The organism is Paenibacillus sp. FSL M8-0212, assembly GCF_038004645.1.
In the GTDB taxonomy this organism is placed as follows: Bacteria; Bacillota; Bacilli; order Paenibacillales; family Paenibacillaceae; genus Paenibacillus.
Genome location: NZ_JBBORP010000001.1, coordinates 5,387,254 through 5,409,921 on the forward strand (window position 1 = coordinate 5,387,254; position 22,668 = coordinate 5,409,921).

The window sequence follows — 22,668 nt, forward strand, 5'->3', positions numbered from 1 at the left end:
GATTCTCAAATTCCGTTCATATTCGTGCAAACCCGCCATCTTTCGGGACCAAACCCGATCTTTCACATTAAGTTAGTTTCTGTTAAACTAAGATTTAACGTTTTGCGGGGGTGAAGATATTGGATAAGATTAGTCTACACGATGCATTAAAACAACGAATATTAATCCTCGACGGTGCAATGGGGACCATGATTCAACAAGTTGATCTGACTGGCGAAGATTTTGGCGGCGAAGATTTGGATGGATGTAATGAAATGTTAGTGCTTACTCGTCCAGAGCTGATCCAGCGCATTCATGAAGAATATCTGGAGGCTGGCGCTGATTTAATTGAAACCAATACATTTGGTGCCACATCCGTCGTGCTTGCTGAATACGATATTCAGGATCGGGCACGTGAGATCAACCTGAAAGCAGCCAGAATTGCGAAAGCTGCGGTTGATCGTTTCTCCACACCTGAATCTCCACGTTATGTGGTAGGTGCGATGGGACCAACAACCAAAACACTGTCTGTAACTGGGGGAGTAACGTTCCAGGAACTTATCGACAGTTATTTGGAGCAAGCGCTTGCTTTAATAGAGGGAGGCGTTGATGCGCTACTACTCGAAACCTCACAGGATACCCTCAATGTAAAAGCAGGCAGCATTGGAATTCAGCAGGCCTTTGAACAGAGTGGCGTTACACTGCCCCTGATGATATCAGGAACGATAGAACCGATGGGTACGACCCTTGCGGGTCAGAACATCGAATCCTTTTATATATCCTTAGAACACCTTAACCCAATTTCGGTAGGACTAAACTGTGCTACGGGTCCTGAGTTCATGCGTGATCACATTCGCTCGCTTTCTGGAATGGCATCGGTTGCCGTTAGTTGTTACCCGAACGCGGGTCTTCCGGATGAGAACGGTAATTACCATGAGTCACCAGACTCGCTTGCTCAGAAGATTGGTGCTTTTGCCGAACAGGGCTGGTTGAATATTGCTGGTGGATGTTGCGGGACAACCCCTGCACATATTCGGGCAATGCGCGATAAACTTGCCCAGTACCCCCCAAGAGAAATGAACGGAACACATCCACCTGCATTGTCTGGTATAGAACCAATCTACATTGAACAGGACAATCGTCCATACATGGTTGGTGAGCGTACGAACGTGCTGGGATCACGGAAATTCAAACGACTCATTGTAGAAGGCAAATATGAAGAAGCTTCGGAAATTGCTCGTGCCCAAGTGAAAAATGGAGCGCACATTGTTGACGTGTGTGTACAAGATCCGGACCGTGAAGAGTCTGAAGACATGGTGAAGTTCCTTGAACTGGTTGTGAAAAAAGTTAAGGTTCCTCTCATGATTGATACGACGGATGCTTCAGTAATTGATCTGGCCCTTCAGTACTCACAAGGTAAAGCGATAATTAACTCCATTAACCTTGAGGATGGCGAAGAGAAATTTGAGCTGATTACGCCGTTGCTTCATAAATATGGTGGTGCGGTTGTTGTCGGAACGATTGACGAACGAGGTCAGGCGATTAGTCGGGAAGACAAGCTTGACGTAGCCAAGCGCTCTTACGATTTGCTAGTGAACAAATATGGACTCAAACCAGAAGACCTGATTTTTGATACGTTGGTGTTCCCGGTTGGTACCGGAGATGAACAGTACATCGGTTCAGCCAAAGAAACCATTGAAGGTATAAGAGTTATTAAGGAAGCGATGCCTGAATGTCATACGATACTCGGTATCAGTAACATTTCATTCGGACTGCCTGAAGCAGGTCGTGAAGTGCTGAACTCTGTGTTCTTGTATGAATGTACCAAAGCAGGTCTCGACTATGCCATCGTGAACACAGAGAAACTGGAGCGTTATGCGTCCATTCCAGAAGAAGAGCGCAGGCTCTCGGAAGAGCTTTTATATAACACGAATGATGACACACTGGCGGCGTTCGTAGCGGCGTTCCGTAACAAAAAGGTTGAGAAGAAGGAAAAAATCTCGAACCTTTCATTAGAAGAGCGTCTCGCTTCATATGTAGTAGAAGGAAGTAAAGAAGGATTGCTGCCAGATCTCGAACAGGCACTTGCCAAATACACAGCACTTCAAGTGATTAACGGTCCACTGATGCGGGGTATGGAGGAAGTAGGTCGTCTCTTTAACAACAATGAGTTAATTGTAGCTGAGGTGTTGCAGAGTGCGGAGGTTATGAAGGCTTCTGTAGCATATCTGGAGCAATTCATGGAGAAGAACGAGACTTCGGTTAAAGGCAAGATCATTCTGGCTACGGTCAAGGGCGATGTGCATGACATCGGTAAAAACCTGGTTGAAATCATCCTGTCCAATAACGGTTACCGGATCATTAATTTGGGTATAAAAGTACCACCAGAACGTATCATTGAGGCGTACCGAGAAGAAAAAGTCGATGCGATTGGCCTCTCGGGGCTATTGGTAAAATCAGCGCAGCAGATGATTCTGACCGCTCAGGATTTGCGAACAGCAGGTATTGATGTACCTATTATGGTTGGTGGAGCGGCGCTAACACGTAAATTCACCAAAAATCGTATTCGTCCTGAATATAACGGAATGGTTGTATACGCTAAAGACGCGATGGACGGTCTGGATCTGGCGAACAAATTGATGAATCCCGTTTCACGTGAAGCGATGCAACTGGAGATGGAAGCTGAGAAAGAAGCTGATGCTTCAGGTGCTGTAGCTGTTCAGGCTCTTCCAGAGCTTACACGAGTGGAGCGTTCGGATATTGCTGTAGATCATCCGGTTCTTGTCCCGCCTGATCTGGAGCGGCATACGATGCGTAACTACCCATTATCACATATCCTGCCATACGTGAACATGCAGATGTTGCTTGGACATCATCTGGGGTTGCGCGGATCAGTAGAACAACTGCTTGCTTCAGGTGACAAGAAGGCTACAGACCTGAAAGCAGTCGTGGACGATATTATGCAAGAGGCTGTTCGTGACGGGATTATTCAGGCACATGCCATGTATCGTTTCTTCCCGGCACAGTCCAGTGGTAACAGCATTATTATCTATGATCCAAAGGACACGAGTAATATTTTGCATACATTTACGTTCCCACGTCAAAAAGTCGAGCCATTCCTGTGCCTGTCCGACTTCCTGAAACCTGTTGAATCCGGTCAAATGGATTACGTTGGTTTTATGGTTGTTACGGCCGGACACGGCGTGCGTGAACTATCCACGGCATGGAAAGATCAAGGGGATTACCTTCGCTCGCATGCTCTGCAATCCGTAGCGCTCGAAGTAGCAGAGGGATTAGCTGAGCGTGTGCATCATATGATGAGAGATATATGGGGATTCCCGGATTCTGCGCAGATGACCATGAAGCAACGTCACGGTGCACGTTATCAAGGGATCAGGGTATCCTTTGGATATCCGGCTTGTCCGGATCTGGAAGACCAAGGGCCGCTTTTCAAGTTGCTTCAGCCTGAGGATATCGGTGTGGAATTGACGGAAGGTTTCATGATGGAACCTGAAGCTTCCGTATCAGCGATGGTATTCAGCCATCCGCAAGCCAAGTATTTTAATGTAGAGAAGGCATAAATTCAGTAGAGTGTCAGGCAAAGCCCTCCGCATTGTCGGAGGTTTTTTGCTGGCAACAGAAAGAGGTGCGATCCAGAATGGAACTATATTTCCTGGGAACTAATGCTGGTGTACCTACACTTCAACGGAATGTAACTTCCATTGGGCTACGCATGTTGGATGAGCGCAGAGCTTTGTGGTTGTTTGACTGCGGGGAAGGAACGCAGCACCAGATTTTAAGTTCTCCGCTTAAACTAAGCAAATTGGAGAAAATATTCATTACTCACCTGCATGGTGATCATGTATTTGGACTTCCGGGACTGCTTTCGAGCAGAGCCTATCAAGGTGGCACCACACCATTAACCGTATATGGTCCGCCAGGTACGGAACGAATGATCAGTACAACAATGGAGCTTAGCCAATCCCGGGTGAACTATGATTTGAATATCGTGGAACATACGGGCGGCGTCCTGTTCGAGGATGACAGTTTTATCGTGGAAGCTGCTTTGCTTGAGCATCGGATTGACAGCTATGGATACCGGATTACGGAAAAAGATCGTCCAGGAAGCCTGGACCCAGCCAAACTGGCGGAATATGGTCTGAAACCAGGCCCATTGTTCGGCCGACTGAAACGTGGAGAAACCATTACGCTGGATAACGGTGATTCGCTTCGTCCAGAAGATGTATTGGGAGCGCCAAAACGGGGCATGGTGATCACCATATTGGGTGATACACGTCCATGTGACAATGTACAGCCTCTTTCCATCAATGCAGATGTACTTGTGCATGAAGCAACTTTCATGCATGATCTGGCTGATACAGCGCATGAGTACTATCATAGTACTTCTAAACAAGCGGCAGAAGCGGCTAGAGCAGCGAATGTCGGGCAATTGATTATGACTCACTTTAGTTCACGTTATAAGGATGAGGATCAACTTCAGCCACTTTTGGAAGAGGCGCAGTCCGTATTCCCGAATACCAGACTTGCAAACGAACACCAGCTTATTCCTGTCGTGCATCGCAAGCAAGAATCTTAACCTTGATTGCGAACCAGTGCACGGTTAAACACGTCATATAAAGATCCGGGTAATTGCACGGGACTGAGGGAGAGGAACTCCCGCGGTCCCTTTTGCAATCTGGTCAGAAAGCGTGTAGGATGGGCAATATGAACAGGGAAATGATTCAAATTATTTTCCGGGAAAGCGCAGGAAATGACAAGCTTGTACAGAAGACGCGCGAGTTAAACCGTCGGTGTTCGATCCGGTTCGACTTGTTGCGTGCATATGTCAGCAAGCCATTATTTTTGCCTGAATACATAGGTTCGCGGTCAAGTTCAAGGTAAATGATTAAGGACATGAAACGTTAATGGAATAAAGAAAGGAAGTGCTGTGTGTGATTAAGGCCTATCTGATTGACTTGGATGGTACGCTCTATCATGGCAGACATCGTATCGAAGGAGCCGATCAGCTTATTCGAACACTGCAAGAGCTAGGAAAGCCGTATTTATTCGTAACCAATAATTCTTCCCGTACACCACAAGGTGTGGCAGATCATCTGAACGGGATGGGCATACCTGCCGACGCGTCTCAAGTATGTACTTCTGCTGTGGCGGCTGCTGAATACGTCGCTGAAGAGTCCCCAGGTGCAAAAGTGGCATGTATTGGAGAAGCAGGACTGTTGCAAGCCATAGAAGAAGCAGGACTACAGTTGACTGAAGATGCACCAGATTACGTGATACAGGGGATTGATCGTGAATTCTCCTATCATAAACTGACCAAGGCACTCCGGTGGATTAATGCGGGATCAAAATTCATCATGACCAACCCGGATCTGCAGCTTCCTTCCGATGATGGACTGACACCTGGGGCTGGGACTATTGGAGCAGCAATTGAAGCAGCGACCGGAGTTCATCCTACCGTTATTGGCAAGCCATCGAGTGTTATAATGAAATCAGCCATTAGCCGGCTAAACCTTGCGTCTCATGAAGTGGCAGTGATCGGGGACAATATGCGAACCGATATTGCAGCTGGAGTGGCAGCAGGGTGTGAGACGCTGTTGGTACTTACCGGTGTGACAACACGAGTTAATATGGATGGACACATTCAAGCAGCCAAGGCTCGACCTGATCATGTGTTTGAAGATTTGCATAAATTGATGGAGTGGCTGTCGCAAGAGGCAGACCAAGCTTCCAAAAAGGGGTAATGTACGATGCCGGAACTACCGGAAATGGAAAATTACCGGACCTTGCTGTCCGAGAAAATACTTGATCTACTGATTACAGGTGTTGTGATTAATCGCGATAAAACGATAAATACGGAGCCTGATCTGTTTATCAATGAACTTACAGGTAATCGCATCATATTTGTTGAGCGCCGAGCGAAGCATCTGATTTTCCACTTGGCTAATGGCAAACGTCTGGTGCTGCACCTCATGTTGGGCGGTATGATTTTCTGGGGCACGGAAGAGGAGCGCCCTAATCGTTCCACACAGGTGGAAATCCAGTTTGGGGATCACATTTTATTCTTTATTGGATTGCGCTTGGGTTATTTACATCTGCTTACTTCGAAAGAAACGGAAGAGGCGATGTCTGATCTTGGACCTGAACCTTTGGATCGACGGATGAACGTGGAACGTTTTGCTTCCCTGTTGAAAGGTCGTCGGGGTACGCTTAAGACAACGTTGGTGAACCAGCATATCATTGCAGGGATTGGCAACTGTTATTCGGATGAGATTGCTTTTGCTGCTGGTCTGAGACCAAGCTCCAAAACGCAGAACATCGCGACTTCACCTGAGCTGACGGAGCGCTTGTTCCATTCGATGCAGTCCGTGTTGCGTGAAGCGGCTTCTGAGGGTGGTTATATGGAAATGCCACTGATGCAAGGCGATACGAAGACAGGAAGTTTTGACGAGCAATGTCGAGTGTACGATCGGGAAGGCGAGACTTGTCCGCGCTGCGGGGGAACAATTGAACGAGTGGAAATTACGGGCAAGAAGGCGTTCTTCTGTCCGAAATGCCAGCATGAGGCCTAAAACCGGTATCGGGGCACATGTTAGCACCAGAGGTGGATTTCTTCAGGCAGCCAAGAGAGCGTATGAGATGGGGGCAACGGCGTTTCAGTATTTTCCGAAAAACCCGCGCAGTCTCAGCCTGAAAAGTCTGGATCTTAAGGATGCTGAGCAGTGCAGGGATTGGTGTGAACAGCATGGACTGGCTTCGATTGCACATTCACCCTATCCTACGAATCCGGCGTTGGGCGTGACCCGTGGAGAGGCGGGGTTTCATGCTACAATAGCTTCTATTCGCAATGATCTTGAAATTTCGAATGCTTGCGGTTCTGTTGGGACGGTAGTCCATTTTGGACATATCAAAACAAACGATCCGCTGGAGGGTTATCAGAACCTCATTCATTGTCTGGATACCGCCTTGGAGAATTGGAATGGACATTCGAAGGTGCTGATTGAAAATCAGGCAGGTGATCATGGCCCGATGGGCACGACAATGGAAGAAATGATACAGATTCGCAAATTGAGCCGATATCCGGAGCATATTGCTTTTTGTTTTGACACATGCCATGCTTTTGCTTCAGGTTTGTGGTTGTCAGGCAACGAAGCGGCGATGCTTGATAAGGGCAGGATGCTCGGATACTGGGATAATGTTGCTGCTGTACATTTTAATGATTCCAAATATGCATCTGGTTCGTGTAAGGATAGACATGCGAGGATTGGACAGGGATATATTGGAAATGAATCAATGAAAGTATTGTTAACTGCGCCTGAGTTCCAAAAAGCGGTTGTTGTGCTCGAGACAGAAACGGGCGAAGATGGAACGCACCGTGATGATATAGCGCTCATGCGTTCCTGGCTATAATGGGGAGAGGAGCGATTGTATGCATGTTTTTTTGGATGACTATCGGGCATGTCCGAAAGGATTTGTTCTGGCAACGAATGCAGAAGAGTGCCTTATGCTGCTAAGAGAAGGCGACGTGGACATTTTGTCTCTGGATTATGAGCTTGGTCCGGATTCGCCTAATGGCGGAGAGGTTGCGGCATCCATTGTACGAGAAGGTTTATTTCCGCGTGAGATTTATTTGCATACGTCCAGTATGTTTGGGAAACGCCAGATGTACGAGATGTTATATAGCAATAAACCGGATTCGGTAACCATTCATAATGGTCCTATGACGGGTGAGGTCATGCTGCGTGTTGCTGCGGGAGAAGAAAGTTAATGAAGCCAATTACATCCAAAATGTTAATGCGCGGCGTATGGGAAGGCATGCCACAGGCTGTGTTCATATATACCCCTTTGTGTGGGACATGTGCGGCAGCACGGCGTATGTTGGAAGTAGTAGAGCACATGCTGCCAGAAGGTATTTTATCCGAAATGAACATCCATGACATTCCTGAACTTGTACAACAATTTCAAATTTCAAGCGTACCAGCAGTGATGCTGTTTGACGGCCAGCAAGATGTTCCAAAAATGGTTTATCGGATGAGCTCTGTGGAGCATTTGCTCTCGGAGATCCGGAAGGCGGTGCTGAAATGAGTATAATTTCGATGGAACATGTCTCACTTCGACGAGAAGAGAATCAAATCTTGGATAACGTACATTTGCGCATCGAACAAGGCGAACATTGGGTTATTCTGGGTCGGAATGGTTCTGGTAAAACAACGTTGCTGGAAATGATGAACGGATATATGTTTCCAAGCCAGGGACGCATTGAAGTACTCGGTAATCTGTATGGACAATGTGACGTCAGGGAAGTACGTAAGGAAATCGGTTATATCAGCCAAACGTTGATTGAGAAACTTACACCCAGAGATCCGGTATGGGAGGTCGTCGCTACAGGAGCTTATGCTTTTTTGCGTTTTTATCAGACAATTCCTGATGAAGTCAAAGCAAAGGCAATGAGTTTGTTAGATGATATGGGCTTTGCCAATCTGGCTAACAACCCTCTTGGAACACTATCCCAAGGGGAGCGCAAAAAAGTCATGCTTGCTCGTTCATTAATGGCTGAGCCAAAATTGCTGATTATGGACGAGCCTTGTGCCGGGCTAGACTTATATGAACGTGAGAAAATGCTGGCCGAGATTGATCGTCTGCGCCAGCGTAACATTACAGTTGTATATGTAACACATCATGTTGAAGAGATCGTACCTTTATTTACGCATGTGGCTTTGATCCGCGATGGACGTATTGCGGCGGCTGGCCCTAAGCATGAAGTTTTGACACAAGATACAATTAAGCATACGTACGATGTCCCGGTCGATATCCAGTGGGATGACGGTCGTCCGTGGATACGCGTACGTTCTGGAGGGTAACACAATTTGAGTACACAATCGTCTTGGGAAGAAGGCAACTTCTCCCGTTTTATCTGCACAGCCAATCATGGCTTTGCTCCTTATGCACAGGAAGAATTACGCCGTACGTTTGGTGCGGTTAAGAGCACAGTACTCGTACCAGGAGAAATTTTGCTTGCGGGTCTGCCTGTAGCAGAGGAAGAAGTTGCAGGTAAACTGTTGGAAGAGTATCCAACGTTTTTACGTCATATCCAGCCTGTTCAGTTTCAGGAGAATACAGAAGATTCAGAGCAATCTATCGAGAGATTGATTGCATTTGTGTTGAATCATAAGGAACTGACCGGTGCCTCTGTCGTGCTACAGGTACGGAAGACAGAAGGGTCCTTTTGGCAAGAAAATGCAGCCTCATTGAAGCAATTGCTGACTGAAAAGCTGGATGAACTGGGATGTGAATGGGTTGTACGTGATGCTGAATATGTCATTTCCGTATTTGCTGCGAATGATATGTTGTATGCGGGTGTATCCAGACCTGAACAGAACCTGTCAGACTGGAGCGGGGGAGCCGTACGTTTTCAAAAAGAAGATGGACAGATCTCACGTGCTAAGTTCAAATTGCTTGAAGCCGAGCAAACGTTTGGCATTGACTTTACTTCATTTCATAAAGCACTTGATATTGGTGCAGCACCAGGTGGATGGACCTCGTTCCTGCTTGAACGCGGGCTTGAAGTAACGGCGGTAGATCCGGCGAAGATGGATGCAACACTGCTGGCATCACCAAAACTGACTTTCTTGAAGAAAAACGCAGGGGATGTGCGCTTCCGCGAAGGAGAATTCGATCTGCTCGTATGTGATATGAGTTGGAGTCCGAAGCTGATGAGCCGACTTGTATCGGATCTTCTATATAGCCTTCAGCCTGGGGGGACAGCAATTGTTACCGTGAAATTATTGCATAAAAAACCGCTCGCGCTCATTAAAGATGTTATTGATACGTTTGAGCGTTCGCGGATGCAGATTCAACGGTCCAAGCAGTTGTTCCATAACAGGGAAGAGATTACACTTTATATGGTCAAATATTAAGAGATCTATTCTTGATCAAAGCAGCTAAAGATATTATGAAATTGATTGGATTAAGCTCATTAAATTTTGTGCTTTACAATCTATTCCTGCCTGTACTATAATGATACCAATATTAACCATAATAAACCTAAGGGAAAGCATCCCGAAGTGAACGAAACCGGATATCCGGTCTGTTCTTCTTCGGTGAAGCTTTCCTTTTTTTGTTGTGTATTGAAGGAGGAATTGGTATGAGACATCCGGCCAGGCTGGAACGCGGAAGCCTGCTGGGAGGTAGATATCGTATCGTATCCATTCTGGGAACAGGCGGAATGAGCCATGTATACGAGGCGGAGGATCTGAAGTTACCGGGCAAGATATGGGCAATTAAAGAAAGTGTAACGATTATGCCATATGAAGGCAGTATGGAGACCGAGGCCGCACTTCTGACATCACTTCGCCATCCAAGATTGCCGCAAATTGTTGATTTTTTTGTACCGGATAAAGATGGGTACACATACTTGGTGATGGAATATATCGACGGGTTAACGCTCAGTGAGTATTTCAAGCAGTGTCGTGGGAAGATTCCGATGGAGCAGTTGACGGAGCTGATGCTTCAATTGCTGGATGTGTTGAGTTATTTGCATAATCTGAATCCACCTGTGATCTATAGGGATCTGAAACCATCAAACATCATGATCACGCCGGAACATGAAGTAAGATTAATTGATTTTGGCATCGCCAGAAGTTACAAACCGCAAAGTGCTGAAGATACCGTTAAGTTGGGAACAGCTGGTTTCGCCGCTCCAGAACAATATGGCTCGGGTCAGACTGATGCGCGTTCAGATCTATACGGACTCGGAGCATTGCTGCTGTATCTTATGACAAGTGGGGCCTATACGGAATGGATTCAGGGTGTGGAAAGCTCTATCCGGAGTGATGTTCCACGGACTTACATCCCTGTGGCAAGGAGACTGTTGAGATATAATGCCGAGGAGCGATTCCAATCTGCCGATGAGGTACGGAAAGAACTGCTCCGAATACCCGGTGGAATAACGCCTGGTGGAGATGCAACCATGACCTTGAATGGCGGAACAAGAGTTATTGCCTTGACTGGTGCTTCATCTGGTGTAGGGGTTACCCACACTGCTATAGCTATCAGTCATTATCTCGAAAGGCAAAACTTCAAAGTAGCTGTGATTGAAATGTCACCTCGCTCTCAATCCTTTGCAAGAATTCAACAAATCGCTCAAGCGGGTAAACCGGTACCGGCAGGCAGACAGTTTGCAGTGGATGGTGTGCATTATTGGAAACAATCCGGGCGAGCGGATATTTTGTCTTTGCTTGGGGGGAGTTATCAATTCATCGTGATGGATCTCGGTAGTGGTCAGGACCAGAACCGGCTGGAAGAATTCCTGCGTGCAGATCTGCCGATTGTTATAGGCTCAGGTGCCGAATGGAGACAGGCGGAGATTGGCGCTTTTGTTCGATCACATCATCGGTATCCACAAGAGAAATGGATATATTGTCTGCCCCTGGCAGCAAGTGAAGCAGTTCAGCGCATTCGGAAAGCTTTGGATACATCGAGTGTATATAGTCTGCCGTTACATATCGACCCTTTTGACAAGGACGCACAGATGGATAAAGTGTTTTCTCATATTTTAATGCATATGATGGCAAAGCAGCCCAAGAAACGTTCGTTCTTTTCACGAAGGAAAGTACATGATTAGAAGAGATTACGAAAGGAGAGCCTCTTTTGTCTAAATTAAGAAAACAAAGCCGTCAACTGATCTATGCCGGACTTATCGGAGCAGGAGCTGTAGGGTTGGTGTTCGGAGGATATGTTATTTACAATGTCAAAACGATGGGTGATGTCAGGTCAGCCGTAGAAGCCCGGTATTTATCGGCATATGAGGAAAAGGAAGCTGAGTTAAAGCAACAATGGGATTCGGGCGCACAAGGATGGGTTACGATTCGGGATATTGAAGCAGGTGAACCGATATTACCGGAGGATCTGAAGCTCATTGCTGTTCCGGATGCACAAGCACCACGAAATCTCTGGTCCAGTACCAAGCAAATGGAAGGCCAAGTGGCCAAAATAGAGTTAAAAAAAGGAACAGCCATTACCACCGAGATGGTATATGAGGATACACCGGCTCCGCCCGATTTAAGAAATCGAGAGCTGCAAGTTGTATTACTGCCATCCTCACTCGTTAAGGGAGATATTATTGATGTTCGTATCCAATTCCCTACCGGACAAGACTATGTTCTTTTATCGAAGAAGAAAGTGGAACGACTCAATGCAGCTACCTTATGGATTACGATGACGGAGGAAGAGATTCTGTCACTCTCAAGTGCAATTGTAGATGCCTATTTACATAAAGCTTCTATCTATGCCTTAACCTATGTAGAACCACAGTTTCAGACACCTGCAATCGCGACGTATCCTGCCAATTCAGAAGTGTTAAAACTGCTGGAGAGTGATCCAAATATTGTTCGACGAGCCGAACAGGAGTTATCCAGACAGGTGCGAAGTTCGCTTGAAAGTTCACTGGCCGCCTCCGTGACAGCACCGTCAAAAGGAGTGGAACAGGATGTGGCCCAATCCTCAGTTACTTATAACAGTCGTCCATCTGCAAATAATCCGGTAACATCGGATGGAGTGATGTGGAATGATGGTTCAGGAAACGGGGCAGGAGCTAATTCTGGAAGCGTAAATGATCCTGCTGAAGCTTCACAAACAGAACAGCAGAGCTTGCTAACGGGTGGAGAGTAGAGATTAATCTAAGGTTTTCACATTAAGATAATTCAGATAACAAAGGTTTAAAGAAATAGAAAGGAGTTGTAACATCTATGCATACATGGATCTTTGCGGGTTTATGTGAGAAGAATGATCTGATGTTATATCTTTGCAAGATATTGGCTTCGACAGGCAACAAGGTCTTGCTCGTAGATGGAACCTTACAACAGAAGTATGGGTACGGTGTAGGTGACGGTCAGCAGTCTTTGCGAATTACGGAATTTGAAGGATTTGATATCGCTTGTCATTTTGTCACTTCGGCAGCTGTAGAGAATCATCTTGAAGTAAATGGAGAGCGATTGGACAGTTATGATTATGTGTTATATGACATGGAGACTTCACATTTTGCTTCACGTAATCTTTGGTTAACCGCTGATGTAAGAGTCTGGGTGAGTGATTATGAGCGTTACAATCTGGAACGTGGTAAGGGTTGGTTGAAGCGGTTGCTTGAAGAACAGTCATTGCCTGGTGAACTGTCATTTCAGCGGCTCTTAATTAACGGGGTTGACTGCAAGCTTGAAGCTCGTTATCTGTGGGCGTATCTGGAGGGCAGTCCGTTTGTATGGACAGGAGAATCCTTAGTGCTTCCATGGGATGAGTTAACAGCGGCGGTTAAGCTTGAGAATGAGCATCATCGCCGAGTCCATCTGGGACCTTTGTCACGAAATTACAAAAAATCGTTGTGCCGTGTGGTTGAGCAGTTAACAGGTTGGGAAAGTGTTCGTAGTCGCCGTGCGATGAAAGAAGCAGAGAGGATGAGAGCATGAGCACCATTACCTTTTGGAGCCCTTTTGCGGGAACGGGTTGCACTTCAAGCACATTAATTAGTGCTTATGCGATGGCACTTCACTACAGGACAAGAGTGTTACTTGTTAATACAGGCATTGCCGGAACTGGCACAGAAGCTGCTCTACCATCCAATGATACGAATTCAGCGGACTATATGTTCTCCTTCGAAGAGGGTGGCTGGGATGCGATTGAACGGCTGCATTCGAGCGGAAGTCTGAATAAGCAAAATCTCAGGGATTATACCAAGCCACTTCTGAAAGAAAGACTTGACTTCCTAACCGGAAGAATGGATGAGATGGAACGTTCCCCGCAGGAACATGGTGAGACTGTGAAAAAGCTGCTAAATGTAGCTAACGAGTATTATGATCTGGTTCTTCTGGATGCGGATCATGCTGGTGTCGATGCTCAGCTTAAGCTGCAACAGGCGGACTATGTTGTAATTAATCTCGATCAAAATATGCGAAATCTGGAGTTGTTCTTTGAAAAGATCCTGCCAGAACGAATGAACAATAAGAATATACATGTTGTAATTAACAAATACGATTTGCATTCCCGTGCAACGCTTTCCAATATTCGGCGCCAGTTCAAATACAAAGGCACGATATCTGCGATCCCGTACACAACCGGATACCTGGATGCAAGGAATCGGCGAGATGTTGCCAGGTACTTGCAGTTGGAAAGTTTGACTGAGGATAAGGATATTCGTAAAGGGAGCTTTGCTGCAAGCATGAGCGAACTCGCTCGCCTGATTATGGACGGTGCAGGTATGCGCACAGTTCTGAAGAGGCTGGAAAGGGGAGCCTGAACCTCCGATGCTCTGGAATACCATATGGATAAGTTTAATTTTGATTCTATGCCTGACTTATATCTGGTTCAAGTATAGAACGTTTCTTCGTGAAAAGAATGCTCGTGTTCCTGAACAGGAATCATTCACGATTGACATGTTGATTGAGAAGGTGAAGAGCTCACTTCATGAGCTTAGTCATAGTCAGCTCGCGGATGCGGGTCTGCATGAAGAAGAATATCGTCGAAGAATTAATCAGCGTGCCGAGATGAGAAAAGCACTGAAGGGCTGTGTCTCAGGCAGTATCAGCGACAAAACGTATGTCAAAAATCTGATAGGGGATCTCCTGACCCGAAGCATAGGGCTGAACAAATCAAATGTAGATGAAGTTATTTTGTTTGCAGAACCAGATTTGCTGACGATCCAGGACCGATTCGAAATTGTGTTCTATCTGTACCGACAGCAATTCGGTGTGGATGCACTCTCCCGAATGATTGATACCTACGATCTTGGCAGACTGAGACTGGAGGAAGGTACGGACGATGGAGGAAGTTATTATATCTCTGAGGAGGATATTCAGTATGTTTTCGAGTGCGAGTATCGAGAGCTTGGTTTCAGAGAAAAGACGGATATCATCGTGCAGCGTATCTACCAACATTATAAAGGGTTCTCGGTTGTTGATGAGATAAGGGACCAGCGTATTGATGGTGTTAGTGGTGGTGTCAGCGGTATGCTTGATGCTGTTCATAATATGGGACTTCGAAAACCGGCATCATGGAATGATTTGCTGGATCAAGGACTGGAGGATGATGCACATGAAGAACCGCTTAGCGGCATGGAAAGTGTCTGGATTTTCTATAAAGGTAAGTCCATTCATCTATCCTTTCTGTCATTCGGAAGCATCCGTGAACTGAAGAGGGTATGCCAGAATATATACAAATACAATTATCCCGGACAGTTGTCGGAAGCAAGCGGATACAAGGTGAACGAGATGAAAGACGGCTCCCGTGTCGTTGTTGTTAGACCTCCTTTTGCAGAATCGTGGGCGTTCTTCGTCCGGAAGTTCGATATTCCGAATGCTTCACTTGAACAATTGATTACGGGTAACAACGCAAATCTGCCAATTACATTGCTTCAATACCTGATGAAAGGAAGCCGGATCACAGCTGTAACCGGGGCACAGGGTTCTGGTAAAACAACGTTGCTTATGGCTATGGTCAAACACATCTATGCATCGTACACCCTTCGGGTACAGGAGATGGCGTTTGAACTTCAATTAAGACGGATCTATAGCAGACGTAATATTTTGAGCTTCCGAGAGACCGAACACATTTCAGGTCAACAAGGGCTTGATTTGCAGAAAAAAACGGATGGTACCGTCAATATTCTCGGTGAGGTTGCGAGTGATGAGGTGGCCGCATGGATGATTCAAATGTCTCAGGTTGCCAGTCTGTTCACCCTGTTTACCCACCATGCCAAAACGTTTCGTGATCTGGTCTTCTCCCTCCGTAATTCCTTGCTCAAGACAGGTATGTTCCAGCATGAGCATATTGCTGAGGAGCAGGTTGTGAGTGTTATCAATTTCGATGTTCACATGAAAAAAGATGCTGAGGGACGAAGATATATCGAACGTATTACGGAATGTCTTCCTCGTGCGAATCAAGGTGATAGCGTGGAAGAGAGGGCAGGTTTTACATTTCGTAATGTTGTGGAGTACAGAAATGGAGAGTATGTTGCAACAGCTCCAATTTCCTCTGGAAGCATGGTGGATATGCGAGAACAGATGACATTACAGGATGCTGAGAGATTTGTACAGTTTATGAAGCAACATTGGGGTGATCAGCATGACAATTAAATGGATTTTGCTCCTCGTATTAAGTATTTGTGCAGGAGGTTTGCTGATCACACTTCTGGTTCTAAGTATGTTACGTCACAGAGGAGGTGGTTCAACAAGTCAACCCGGCGTGATTTTTGCTCCTAGCGGGAAGGGATTCAAGGGACTGGGATCAATCTTGTTGCAGTCCTACCGTCTTGGAATGAAAGTGCCACTGCTATCAGCTTATATTCTACAGGTGCAGAAACGTATTTCATTCCGCCATGTTGGGGATGAACCTTCACTTCGCAGGCTGACGATGAAAGTGGTTCTGATTATTCTTGGAGGTTATGGAGGCATTAGTGTCATTCTGTTTTTTCTACAGCCCGGTATCGCTTTTGTAATACTATCCATTCTCTGTGCTGTGGTGTTAAACAGTCTGGTATTGGATATGTGCCTCAGTCGTATGGAGAAAAGGTTGCTGGTTCAGATGTTGGATCTCTTTGCGGATGTAAGGCATAGGTATCATCAACATGGCATGGTTGAGGAAGCGCTCTATGAAGCTGCTGAAGCAGGTACAGGAGAAGCAGCAGAACAAGTAAGACTGATCTACGAAGCTCTAACTTCTCCAGATCCGAATGAAGCACTTGAGCGTTATTATGAGGTGGCTCCCAACCGTTTTCTCAAAGGATTCGCCGGCGTTTCCTATATGGTCATGGAGTTCGGGGATAAGGACAGAGCACAAGGTTCTATTTATCTCAAAGGACTTGGTAACCTAACTCAGGAGATTCATTTGGAGATTTTGCGGCGTGATAAATTGGATTACCTGCTCAAAGGGCTTAATATTATCGCTCTTGCTCCGGTATTGTTCACCGCTCCAATCGAACGTTGGGCCAGAGTCAGTTTCCCAACGATGGATGAATTTTATCGCAGCAAAATCGGTTTTGTTACCAAAATATCGATCTATGTCATCATTATCCTTGCCTATTTGCTTCTGCAAAGGCTCCAGCAATATGATGAGACCCGTTATCGGTCAGGGCATAAGCATTCATGGTTGGATCAGTTTCTGTACAGGCAGACCTTCATACGGAAATTGGCGATGTTGTTTGCAGCGAAACCTGGCAGTGCACAGTACAGTCAAACGATACGGCTCATGAGGGAGAGCAGCTCGGAGTTGAAATACGAATGGCTTGTCATTCGACGAGTGATGTTATTCGCAGGTTGTTTGGTCCTTACAATGGGTTGCATCTTGCTGTTGCATCAGGTTGAACGTAACCACATCTTGTATGATCCAATTCGTGATGATCGAATGTTTGGTGCAATGGCTGAAGCGGATCTCAGGAAAGCTGAGGAAAAAACAGCATTGGATCAATCCGTGCTGGAAAGTGTAGAAATGAACCGAGGAGCTACATACGAAGAAGTCGCCAACGCATTACAGCAGTTATCTCCCGTTCAGATGGACCTTGATACCCAGAATGAGACCATCACGCGCATTATGCAGAAACTTGAGGAGTATAACAAACAATATGTACGTTGGTGGGAAATGATTATAGCCATTCTCATGGGTGGAGCTGGGTACTACATGCCCGTATGGCTCATGTTATTTCAGCGGAAAATGCGAAGGTTGGATATGCGACATGAAATCTATCAATTCCAGACAGTGATTTCCATTTTGCGTGAGATGGACCGGATGTCAGTCGAGGAGATATTGGAGTGGCTTAATCGATTTGCCGTCATTTTCAAACGCCCGCTGCAAAAATGTTTGTTGCATTTTGAACATGGACCAGAGCTTGCACTTGAACAATTAAAGGAAGAGGCGGGCTTGCCCGAGTTCCAGCGACTGGTTGATAAATTGCAGCTTGCCCTTGGCAAAATCTCAATACGTGAAGCCTTCGATGATCTCGAGAGCATGATGGAATTTTATTTTGAACAACGCAAGCAGGAGTACAGCAAAATGATTGATGTCAAAGCATCATGGGGCAGAACCATCGGATTTACACCCATGTACGCCCTTATCTTTCTGTATCTGGTCATTCCATTGGTTGGTATGAGCTTCTTGCAGATGAACATTTATTATGAGCAAATTCAGAAACTGTAGCACAATTTATCTGTGTGACAGTCTGAAATAGTTTAATAACTTATAACTTGGGAGGATTTATCATGAACAATGCATCAAGCGCTTTAAAGGTGGCAGCAGGGATATTCTTAACAATCGCTCTGATCACAATTGTAGTTCTGTTGTTTATTTCGGCTCAGGAGGCAACCAAGACGGCCCAGAACAATTTTGCTGATATCCAAACCGAGTTGTCCCAAGCCGCATTTACGGTGTATGACGGAACAACCATCAGTGGATCACAGGTAACGAATGCGCTGCGTAAATACGCGGACAAAGATCAGTTCGGTATTCAAGTTATTACAGGTAAAAATAAAGCGGGTCAATGGTATGGCAATCAATTGAACATTTCACAGGAGCTCAATAATGCCGACTACGGCTCGGTTATTGCTCCTGACGATAAAGTGGGGATTATTAACCAGACCATGAGTGAAAAAGACAATCAATATGTCAATCCAAGTGGTAAATTCAAAGCCATTATCGTAAAAGACCGTTCCAACGTGGTAAGAGGGCTGATCTTCCAGCAATCCTGACAGGAGTTGGTTTAACATGTCCCGGAATACCCAGCATCTCATGTTGTTTTGTACGGCGGTTGTCCTGTTTGTGACAGCCTGCCTGTACGGGCAACAGAATGTTAAGATCTTGTCTGCGGCCTTGACCGACAGAGTACAGACAACAGCAGGCATGGAAGGTCGGCTGACAACAACACTGCATACCAGCAATTCCTATCAATATAGTGGTGCGGAAGTGTTGCATACCGTGAGGCAGATGACAGGCACAGGCATCCCTGTGGAGGTAGATGGAACTTCGTATGTGATTGATCCATTTGTCAGCAAAACAGCGACGATTCCTGTCCAGTTCGATGCCACCTACAGACCGGAGTTTATACGAAATGAAACTGGAGAACTGCTCAAGATTGTTTTTTGGAAGGAGACCAGTGTGAGTTGATTAATGCCGCATCCAAGCTGCTTGCCGTATTGCTAGCAGTCCTTTTGCTCTATGTGTACCCAGCTGCTGAAACAGCCGATCGGCAGGATGATATAGCACGTATGACGGCTGTTCAGAATGTAACACGCTTTGTTGATGCTGTCCGAACGAAAGGATATATTTCACCTCGAATGTTTGCTGAGTTTGAGGAGCAACTGGCCCAGACGGGCAATCTGTATGAGGTGTCGATGGAACATTTGCATAAGAAATATGTACCTCATTATACAGACCCGATGGACCATAACAGTTTTAACGGGACCTATGAGGTAGTGCAGGATGGATATTATGCAGCTCAGATTCGAGAAAGACTATTCCCATCCTCAGGTGTGATACCGGTTGATGATCCTGGCCGAAGATATACGTTGACGACAGGGGATTTTTTCACCGTGACGCTCCAAAATACAAATCGTACACCTTCCATGCTCATTCGTGAATGGTTAAGTGGTACGGCTCAGGCTTCAGCGGTATTTGTAACATACGGAGGTATGGTCCTCAATGAAGATTACTGAGCTATCCATTGTATTCGTGCTGATCTTTTTTCCGCTCTTCTGGATCATCTCACTGCATACCCAAGATGCCGAAGAGGCTCAATATCTTGGTCATCGATACAGATCTGCACTTCAAACTGCAGTCATGGATGCAGGTGCAGTGATGCATCAGAATGAGAAACAAAATGATGAAGCAGGTTACGATTCAACCAAGTTTGTTAAAGCCGATAAGGAGCTTGCCTTGTTGACATTTACGCAGACGATGGCTTTGAATATGGGCATTCAGGATGATCCCGCAGCTATTCGAAACATGTTTAATTACATTCCTGCCGTAGTTATTCTGGATTATGATGGCTATTATATGTTTTCCACGGAAACAGAGATGACGGGTAACCTTGAAGATTCTTTCCGGCAAGTATGGAGCCCCAAGAAACCTTATACATATTCAGATTCTAATGGTAACAGTATTAACTTTACACTGGACGACTACGTATATGCCTATGACGCAAGCGCAGGGAAATGGATTGAAGGATTTCAAAAAGAACTGGCTTCAACCACACAGATTCCTTTACTTCAGGATACCCACGTATTTGAACAAGTTAGACGAAGTCGGATTGTGACTACTGTGCAGGATAATCTGGCTGATGTGATTAACCGCCATAATGAGTTTGCCAGAAAGAACGGTATTTCCTATACATTTACGATGCCCCTGATTGCCCAGGAAGATTGGTACAACTCCATAAATGATACAGGGATTATGGCTTTTATCCAAGGTATAGGTGTGGGTGACCAGAAGATCAACAATTACGCAATTGGTGGAGGCAGACTTGTGAAGAAAACGGCGATAGTAGGTGGGGTAGATCCTTTAACGGGTATCAAGTACTACTACCCCTCCACATGTGGTAATGGTTACCGTGCTGAAGAGGTGTTCACAGGCGCGAGACAAGCAGCTGCACAAGGCTATTTCGAATATAAATGCTCTAACCGTTAGGGTACCCTGTATGACAAAATTATGGAAGAGGTTCCTGATATGTTTACATTACTTTCAGAAAAGACGGGACCTGTGCTAGAATAGGGTTTCGGAACAATCACAAAAGTAATGTCTAATAGATAGGAGCAACCTCATCTTATGAGTTTATTGTCAGTAGAGAACGTAAGTCACAATTTTGGAGATCGCACGTTATTTAAAAATGTATCGTTTCGTTTACTTGCCGGAGAGCGCGTAGGGCTTGTTGGTGCCAATGGTGTAGGTAAATCCACATTAATGAACATCCTTACCGGTAAATTGCTTAAAGATAGTGGAAAAGTGGAATGGACACCCAAGGTCCGTTATGGATATCTGGATCAGCACACGAAGCTTACCCCAGGTAAAACCATTCGTGACGTGCTTAAAGATGCATTCCTTCCGTTGCTTGAACTGGAAAAAGAAATGATGAATATTACGGACCAGATGGCAGATGCAGATCCAGATAAGCTGGAGCAGTTGCTGGAAGAGATGGGCGATATTCAGGAACAACTGGAACAGGGCGACTTTTATCTGATTGACGTAAAAGTGGAAGAGATGGCTAATGGTCTTGGTTTGTCCGCAATTGGTCTTGATCGGGATGTCGCAGCTCTAAGTGGTGGACAACGTACCAAGGTGCTGCTTGCCAAGCTTCTGCTCGAGAAACCTACAGCTCTGTTACTGGATGAGCCGACCAACTATCTGGATGTAGAGCATATTGAATGGCTGTCACGTTACCTGAAGGACTACCCGCACGCGTTCCTCTTAATCTCCCATGACACGGAATTCATGAATGAAGTCGTAAATGTCATTTATCATTTGGAATTTGCCAAATTAACGAGATATGCAGCGAACTATAACAAGTTCCTCGAGATGGCTGATATGAATAAAGCCCAGCATATTGATGCATACGAGAAGCAGCAAGAGTACATCAAGAAGCAGGAAGATTTCATTCAGCGTAACAAGGCACGTGCTTCAACTTCAGGTCGAGCGAAGAGTCGGGAGAAGCAGTTGGACAGAATTGAACGTATTGATCGCCCAGATGAAGCGGCCAAACCAACGTTTAAATTTAAGGATGCCCGTGCGAGCAGCAAAACGGTCTTTGAGGGCATTGATTTTGAAATTGGATATACGTATCCTTTGCTGCCTAAGATGACAATGACAATCGAACGTGGTGAGAAAATTGCCATCGTAGGTTGTAATGGTGTGGGTAAATCGACGCTGTTGAAAACCATCCTGGGAAAAATATCTCCACTCAGTGGAAAGACTTTCTTAGGAGATTATCTCGAAACGGCATATTTTGAGCAGGAGGTTCGTGCTGGGAATATCACGCCGATTGAGGATGTCTGGAATGAGTTTTCACATTTGACCCAAAATGAGGTCCGAGGTCATCTCGCTCGCTGTGGGTTGAAAAATGAGCACATTACTCGTCCGCTTAATATGCTGAGTGGTGGAGAACAAGCCAAGGTTCGTTTATGCAAACTCTTGATGCGTGAAAGCAACTGGATTCTATTTGATGAGCCGACGAACCATCTGGATGTCACAGCTAAAGCGGAGTTGCAGCGTGCTTTGAAAGAATTCAAGGGAACGGTGTTACTGGTATCTCATGAACCTGATTTCTACGAGGGTTGGGTTACCAAAACATGGAATGTCGAAGAATGGTCTGAGAAAAACTAGACGATTTAAGACAATGTTTAACAGAAATGACGGTGACAAAAAAATCCGTCTATGGTAACATAGGCTACAACTTCATATGAACACTAGGGGGGCCGCACGATGCGGCTGAGATGGAAGAATACGATTCCGGACCCTTTGCACCTGATCTGGATCATACCAGCGTAGGGAAGTGGCGAGCGCGTTTCAGTGAATGACGTGAGCAAACGGCAACTCAAAAGGATTTCAACCGTCTGCTTAACGAATTGAAACATGCAGTGACGTGTATAACGTTAGGGCTATAAGGTCCATAGCTGAATTGCACGAAATGAACTGTATGCATCAATT

20 protein-coding genes and 1 riboswitch are annotated in these 22,668 nt (G+C 45.7%); all 20 genes read left to right on the forward strand.

Going from position 1 to position 22,668, the window contains the following annotated elements; all coding sequences use genetic code 11:
* The first annotated feature begins 119 nt into the window (after positions 1–119).
* The 20 genes from metH to MKX68_RS23835 all read left to right on the forward strand — a co-directional run bounded on the left by metH (position 120) and on the right by MKX68_RS23835 (position 22,344).
* Positions 120–3,560, forward strand: coding sequence for a methionine synthase (gene metH, locus MKX68_RS23740; protein WP_340914258.1), 3,441 nt, complete (start codon positions 120–122; stop codon positions 3,558–3,560).
* 77 nt (positions 3,561–3,637) lie between these two features.
* Complete coding sequence (gene rnz, locus MKX68_RS23745; RefSeq protein ID WP_017688042.1) at positions 3,638–4,576, forward strand: ribonuclease Z; 939 nt, start codon at positions 3,638–3,640, stop codon at positions 4,574–4,576.
* 355 nt (positions 4,577–4,931) lie between these two features.
* Complete coding sequence (locus MKX68_RS23750) at positions 4,932–5,741, forward strand: TIGR01457 family HAD-type hydrolase (RefSeq protein WP_340914259.1); 810 nt, start codon at positions 4,932–4,934, stop codon at positions 5,739–5,741.
* A 6-nt stretch (positions 5,742–5,747) separates the two neighbouring features.
* A complete protein-coding gene (locus MKX68_RS23755) occupies positions 5,748–6,569 on the forward strand; it encodes an Fpg/Nei family DNA glycosylase (RefSeq protein ID WP_338587270.1) in 822 nt (273 codons plus the stop codon).
* Positions 6,559–7,407, forward strand: a complete 849-nt coding sequence (locus tag MKX68_RS23760; RefSeq protein ID WP_339783253.1) for a deoxyribonuclease IV — start codon at positions 6,559–6,561, stop codon at positions 7,405–7,407. The genes MKX68_RS23755 and MKX68_RS23760 overlap by 11 nt, the downstream gene beginning before the upstream one ends.
* Positions 7,408–7,426: 19 nt before the next feature.
* Positions 7,427–7,765, forward strand: coding sequence for a cyclic-phosphate processing receiver domain-containing protein (locus MKX68_RS23765; RefSeq protein ID WP_017688046.1), 339 nt, complete (start codon positions 7,427–7,429; stop codon positions 7,763–7,765).
* Positions 7,765–8,082, forward strand: a complete 318-nt coding sequence (locus tag MKX68_RS23770) for a thioredoxin family protein (protein WP_062834898.1) — start codon at positions 7,765–7,767, stop codon at positions 8,080–8,082. Before MKX68_RS23765 ends, MKX68_RS23770 begins: the two co-directional genes overlap by 1 nt.
* 2 nt (positions 8,083–8,084) lie before the next feature.
* Positions 8,085–8,858, forward strand: coding sequence for an ABC transporter ATP-binding protein (locus MKX68_RS23775; protein ID WP_338594986.1), 774 nt, complete (start codon positions 8,085–8,087; stop codon positions 8,856–8,858).
* A gap of 6 nt (positions 8,859–8,864) precedes the next feature.
* A complete protein-coding gene (locus MKX68_RS23780) occupies positions 8,865–9,914 on the forward strand; it encodes an SAM-dependent methyltransferase (RefSeq protein WP_340914260.1) in 1,050 nt (349 codons plus the stop codon).
* A 227-nt stretch (positions 9,915–10,141) separates the two neighbouring features.
* Positions 10,142–11,620 (forward strand): serine/threonine protein kinase, encoded by a 1,479-nt coding sequence (locus MKX68_RS23785; protein WP_340914261.1) that lies wholly within the window; start codon positions 10,142–10,144, stop codon positions 11,618–11,620.
* A 26-nt stretch (positions 11,621–11,646) separates the two neighbouring features.
* Complete coding sequence (locus MKX68_RS23790; protein WP_340914262.1) at positions 11,647–12,666, forward strand: SAF domain-containing protein; 1,020 nt, start codon at positions 11,647–11,649, stop codon at positions 12,664–12,666.
* A 77-nt stretch (positions 12,667–12,743) separates the two neighbouring features.
* A complete protein-coding gene (locus tag MKX68_RS23795; RefSeq protein ID WP_340914263.1) occupies positions 12,744–13,457 on the forward strand; it encodes a hypothetical protein in 714 nt (237 codons plus the stop codon).
* On the forward strand, positions 13,454–14,284 hold the full coding sequence (locus tag MKX68_RS23800; protein ID WP_340914264.1) for a hypothetical protein: 831 nt from the start codon (positions 13,454–13,456) through the stop codon (positions 14,282–14,284). Before MKX68_RS23795 ends, MKX68_RS23800 begins: the two co-directional genes overlap by 4 nt.
* 7 nt (positions 14,285–14,291) lie before the next feature.
* Positions 14,292–16,118 (forward strand): ATPase, T2SS/T4P/T4SS family, encoded by a 1,827-nt coding sequence (locus tag MKX68_RS23805; protein ID WP_340914265.1) that lies wholly within the window; start codon positions 14,292–14,294, stop codon positions 16,116–16,118.
* On the forward strand, positions 16,108–18,174 hold the full coding sequence (locus MKX68_RS23810; RefSeq protein WP_340914266.1) for a hypothetical protein: 2,067 nt from the start codon (positions 16,108–16,110) through the stop codon (positions 18,172–18,174). The genes MKX68_RS23805 and MKX68_RS23810 overlap by 11 nt, the downstream gene beginning before the upstream one ends.
* A gap of 62 nt (positions 18,175–18,236) precedes the next feature.
* Entirely contained in the window at positions 18,237–18,722 is a 486-nt protein-coding gene (locus MKX68_RS23815; protein WP_340914267.1) for an ABC transporter permease, read from the forward strand.
* A 16-nt stretch (positions 18,723–18,738) separates the two neighbouring features.
* Complete coding sequence (locus MKX68_RS23820; protein WP_340914268.1) at positions 18,739–19,137, forward strand: hypothetical protein; 399 nt, start codon at positions 18,739–18,741, stop codon at positions 19,135–19,137.
* On the forward strand, positions 19,134–19,685 hold the full coding sequence (locus tag MKX68_RS23825) for a hypothetical protein (RefSeq protein WP_340914269.1): 552 nt from the start codon (positions 19,134–19,136) through the stop codon (positions 19,683–19,685). Before MKX68_RS23820 ends, MKX68_RS23825 begins: the two co-directional genes overlap by 4 nt.
* Complete coding sequence (locus MKX68_RS23830; RefSeq protein WP_340914270.1) at positions 19,672–20,655, forward strand: hypothetical protein; 984 nt, start codon at positions 19,672–19,674, stop codon at positions 20,653–20,655. The genes MKX68_RS23825 and MKX68_RS23830 overlap by 14 nt, the downstream gene beginning before the upstream one ends.
* Before the next feature lie 138 nt (positions 20,656–20,793).
* Positions 20,794–22,344: an ABC-F family ATP-binding cassette domain-containing protein gene (locus MKX68_RS23835; protein WP_133385194.1), complete on the forward strand. Its 1,551-nt coding sequence runs from the start codon at positions 20,794–20,796 to the stop codon at positions 22,342–22,344.
* Positions 22,345–22,419: 75 nt separating this feature from the next.
* A riboswitch (TPP riboswitch) is annotated at positions 22,420–22,529 on the forward strand.
* Positions 22,530–22,668 lie beyond the last annotated feature (139 nt).

Excerpts from the sequence above, each read along its gene's own strand:
- MKX68_RS23785 (WP_340914261.1), top strand. The coding sequence starts at position 10,142 with ATGAGACATCCGGCCAGGCTGGAACGCGGAAGCCTGCTGGGAGGTAGA.
- MKX68_RS23770 (WP_062834898.1), top strand. The coding sequence starts at position 7,765 with ATGAAGCCAATTACATCCAAAATGTTAATGCGCGGCGTATGGGAAGGC.
- rnz (WP_017688042.1), top strand. The coding sequence starts at position 3,638 with ATGGAACTATATTTCCTGGGAACTAATGCTGGTGTACCTACACTTCAA.
- MKX68_RS23805 (WP_340914265.1), top strand. The coding sequence starts at position 14,292 with ATGCTCTGGAATACCATATGGATAAGTTTAATTTTGATTCTATGCCTG.
- MKX68_RS23760 (WP_339783253.1), top strand. The coding sequence starts at position 6,559 with ATGAGGCCTAAAACCGGTATCGGGGCACATGTTAGCACCAGAGGTGGA.
- MKX68_RS23815 (WP_340914267.1), top strand. The coding sequence starts at position 18,237 with ATGAACAATGCATCAAGCGCTTTAAAGGTGGCAGCAGGGATATTCTTA.
- MKX68_RS23835 (WP_133385194.1), top strand. The coding sequence starts at position 20,794 with ATGAGTTTATTGTCAGTAGAGAACGTAAGTCACAATTTTGGAGATCGC.
- MKX68_RS23810 (WP_340914266.1), top strand. The coding sequence starts at position 16,108 with ATGACAATTAAATGGATTTTGCTCCTCGTATTAAGTATTTGTGCAGGA.
- MKX68_RS23765 (WP_017688046.1), top strand. The coding sequence starts at position 7,427 with ATGCATGTTTTTTTGGATGACTATCGGGCATGTCCGAAAGGATTTGTT.
- MKX68_RS23795 (WP_340914263.1), top strand. The coding sequence starts at position 12,744 with ATGCATACATGGATCTTTGCGGGTTTATGTGAGAAGAATGATCTGATG.
- MKX68_RS23830 (WP_340914270.1), top strand. The coding sequence starts at position 19,672 with ATGAAGATTACTGAGCTATCCATTGTATTCGTGCTGATCTTTTTTCCG.
- MKX68_RS23820 (WP_340914268.1), top strand. The coding sequence starts at position 18,739 with ATGTCCCGGAATACCCAGCATCTCATGTTGTTTTGTACGGCGGTTGTC.
- MKX68_RS23800 (WP_340914264.1), top strand. The coding sequence starts at position 13,454 with ATGAGCACCATTACCTTTTGGAGCCCTTTTGCGGGAACGGGTTGCACT.
- MKX68_RS23755 (WP_338587270.1), top strand. The coding sequence starts at position 5,748 with ATGCCGGAACTACCGGAAATGGAAAATTACCGGACCTTGCTGTCCGAG.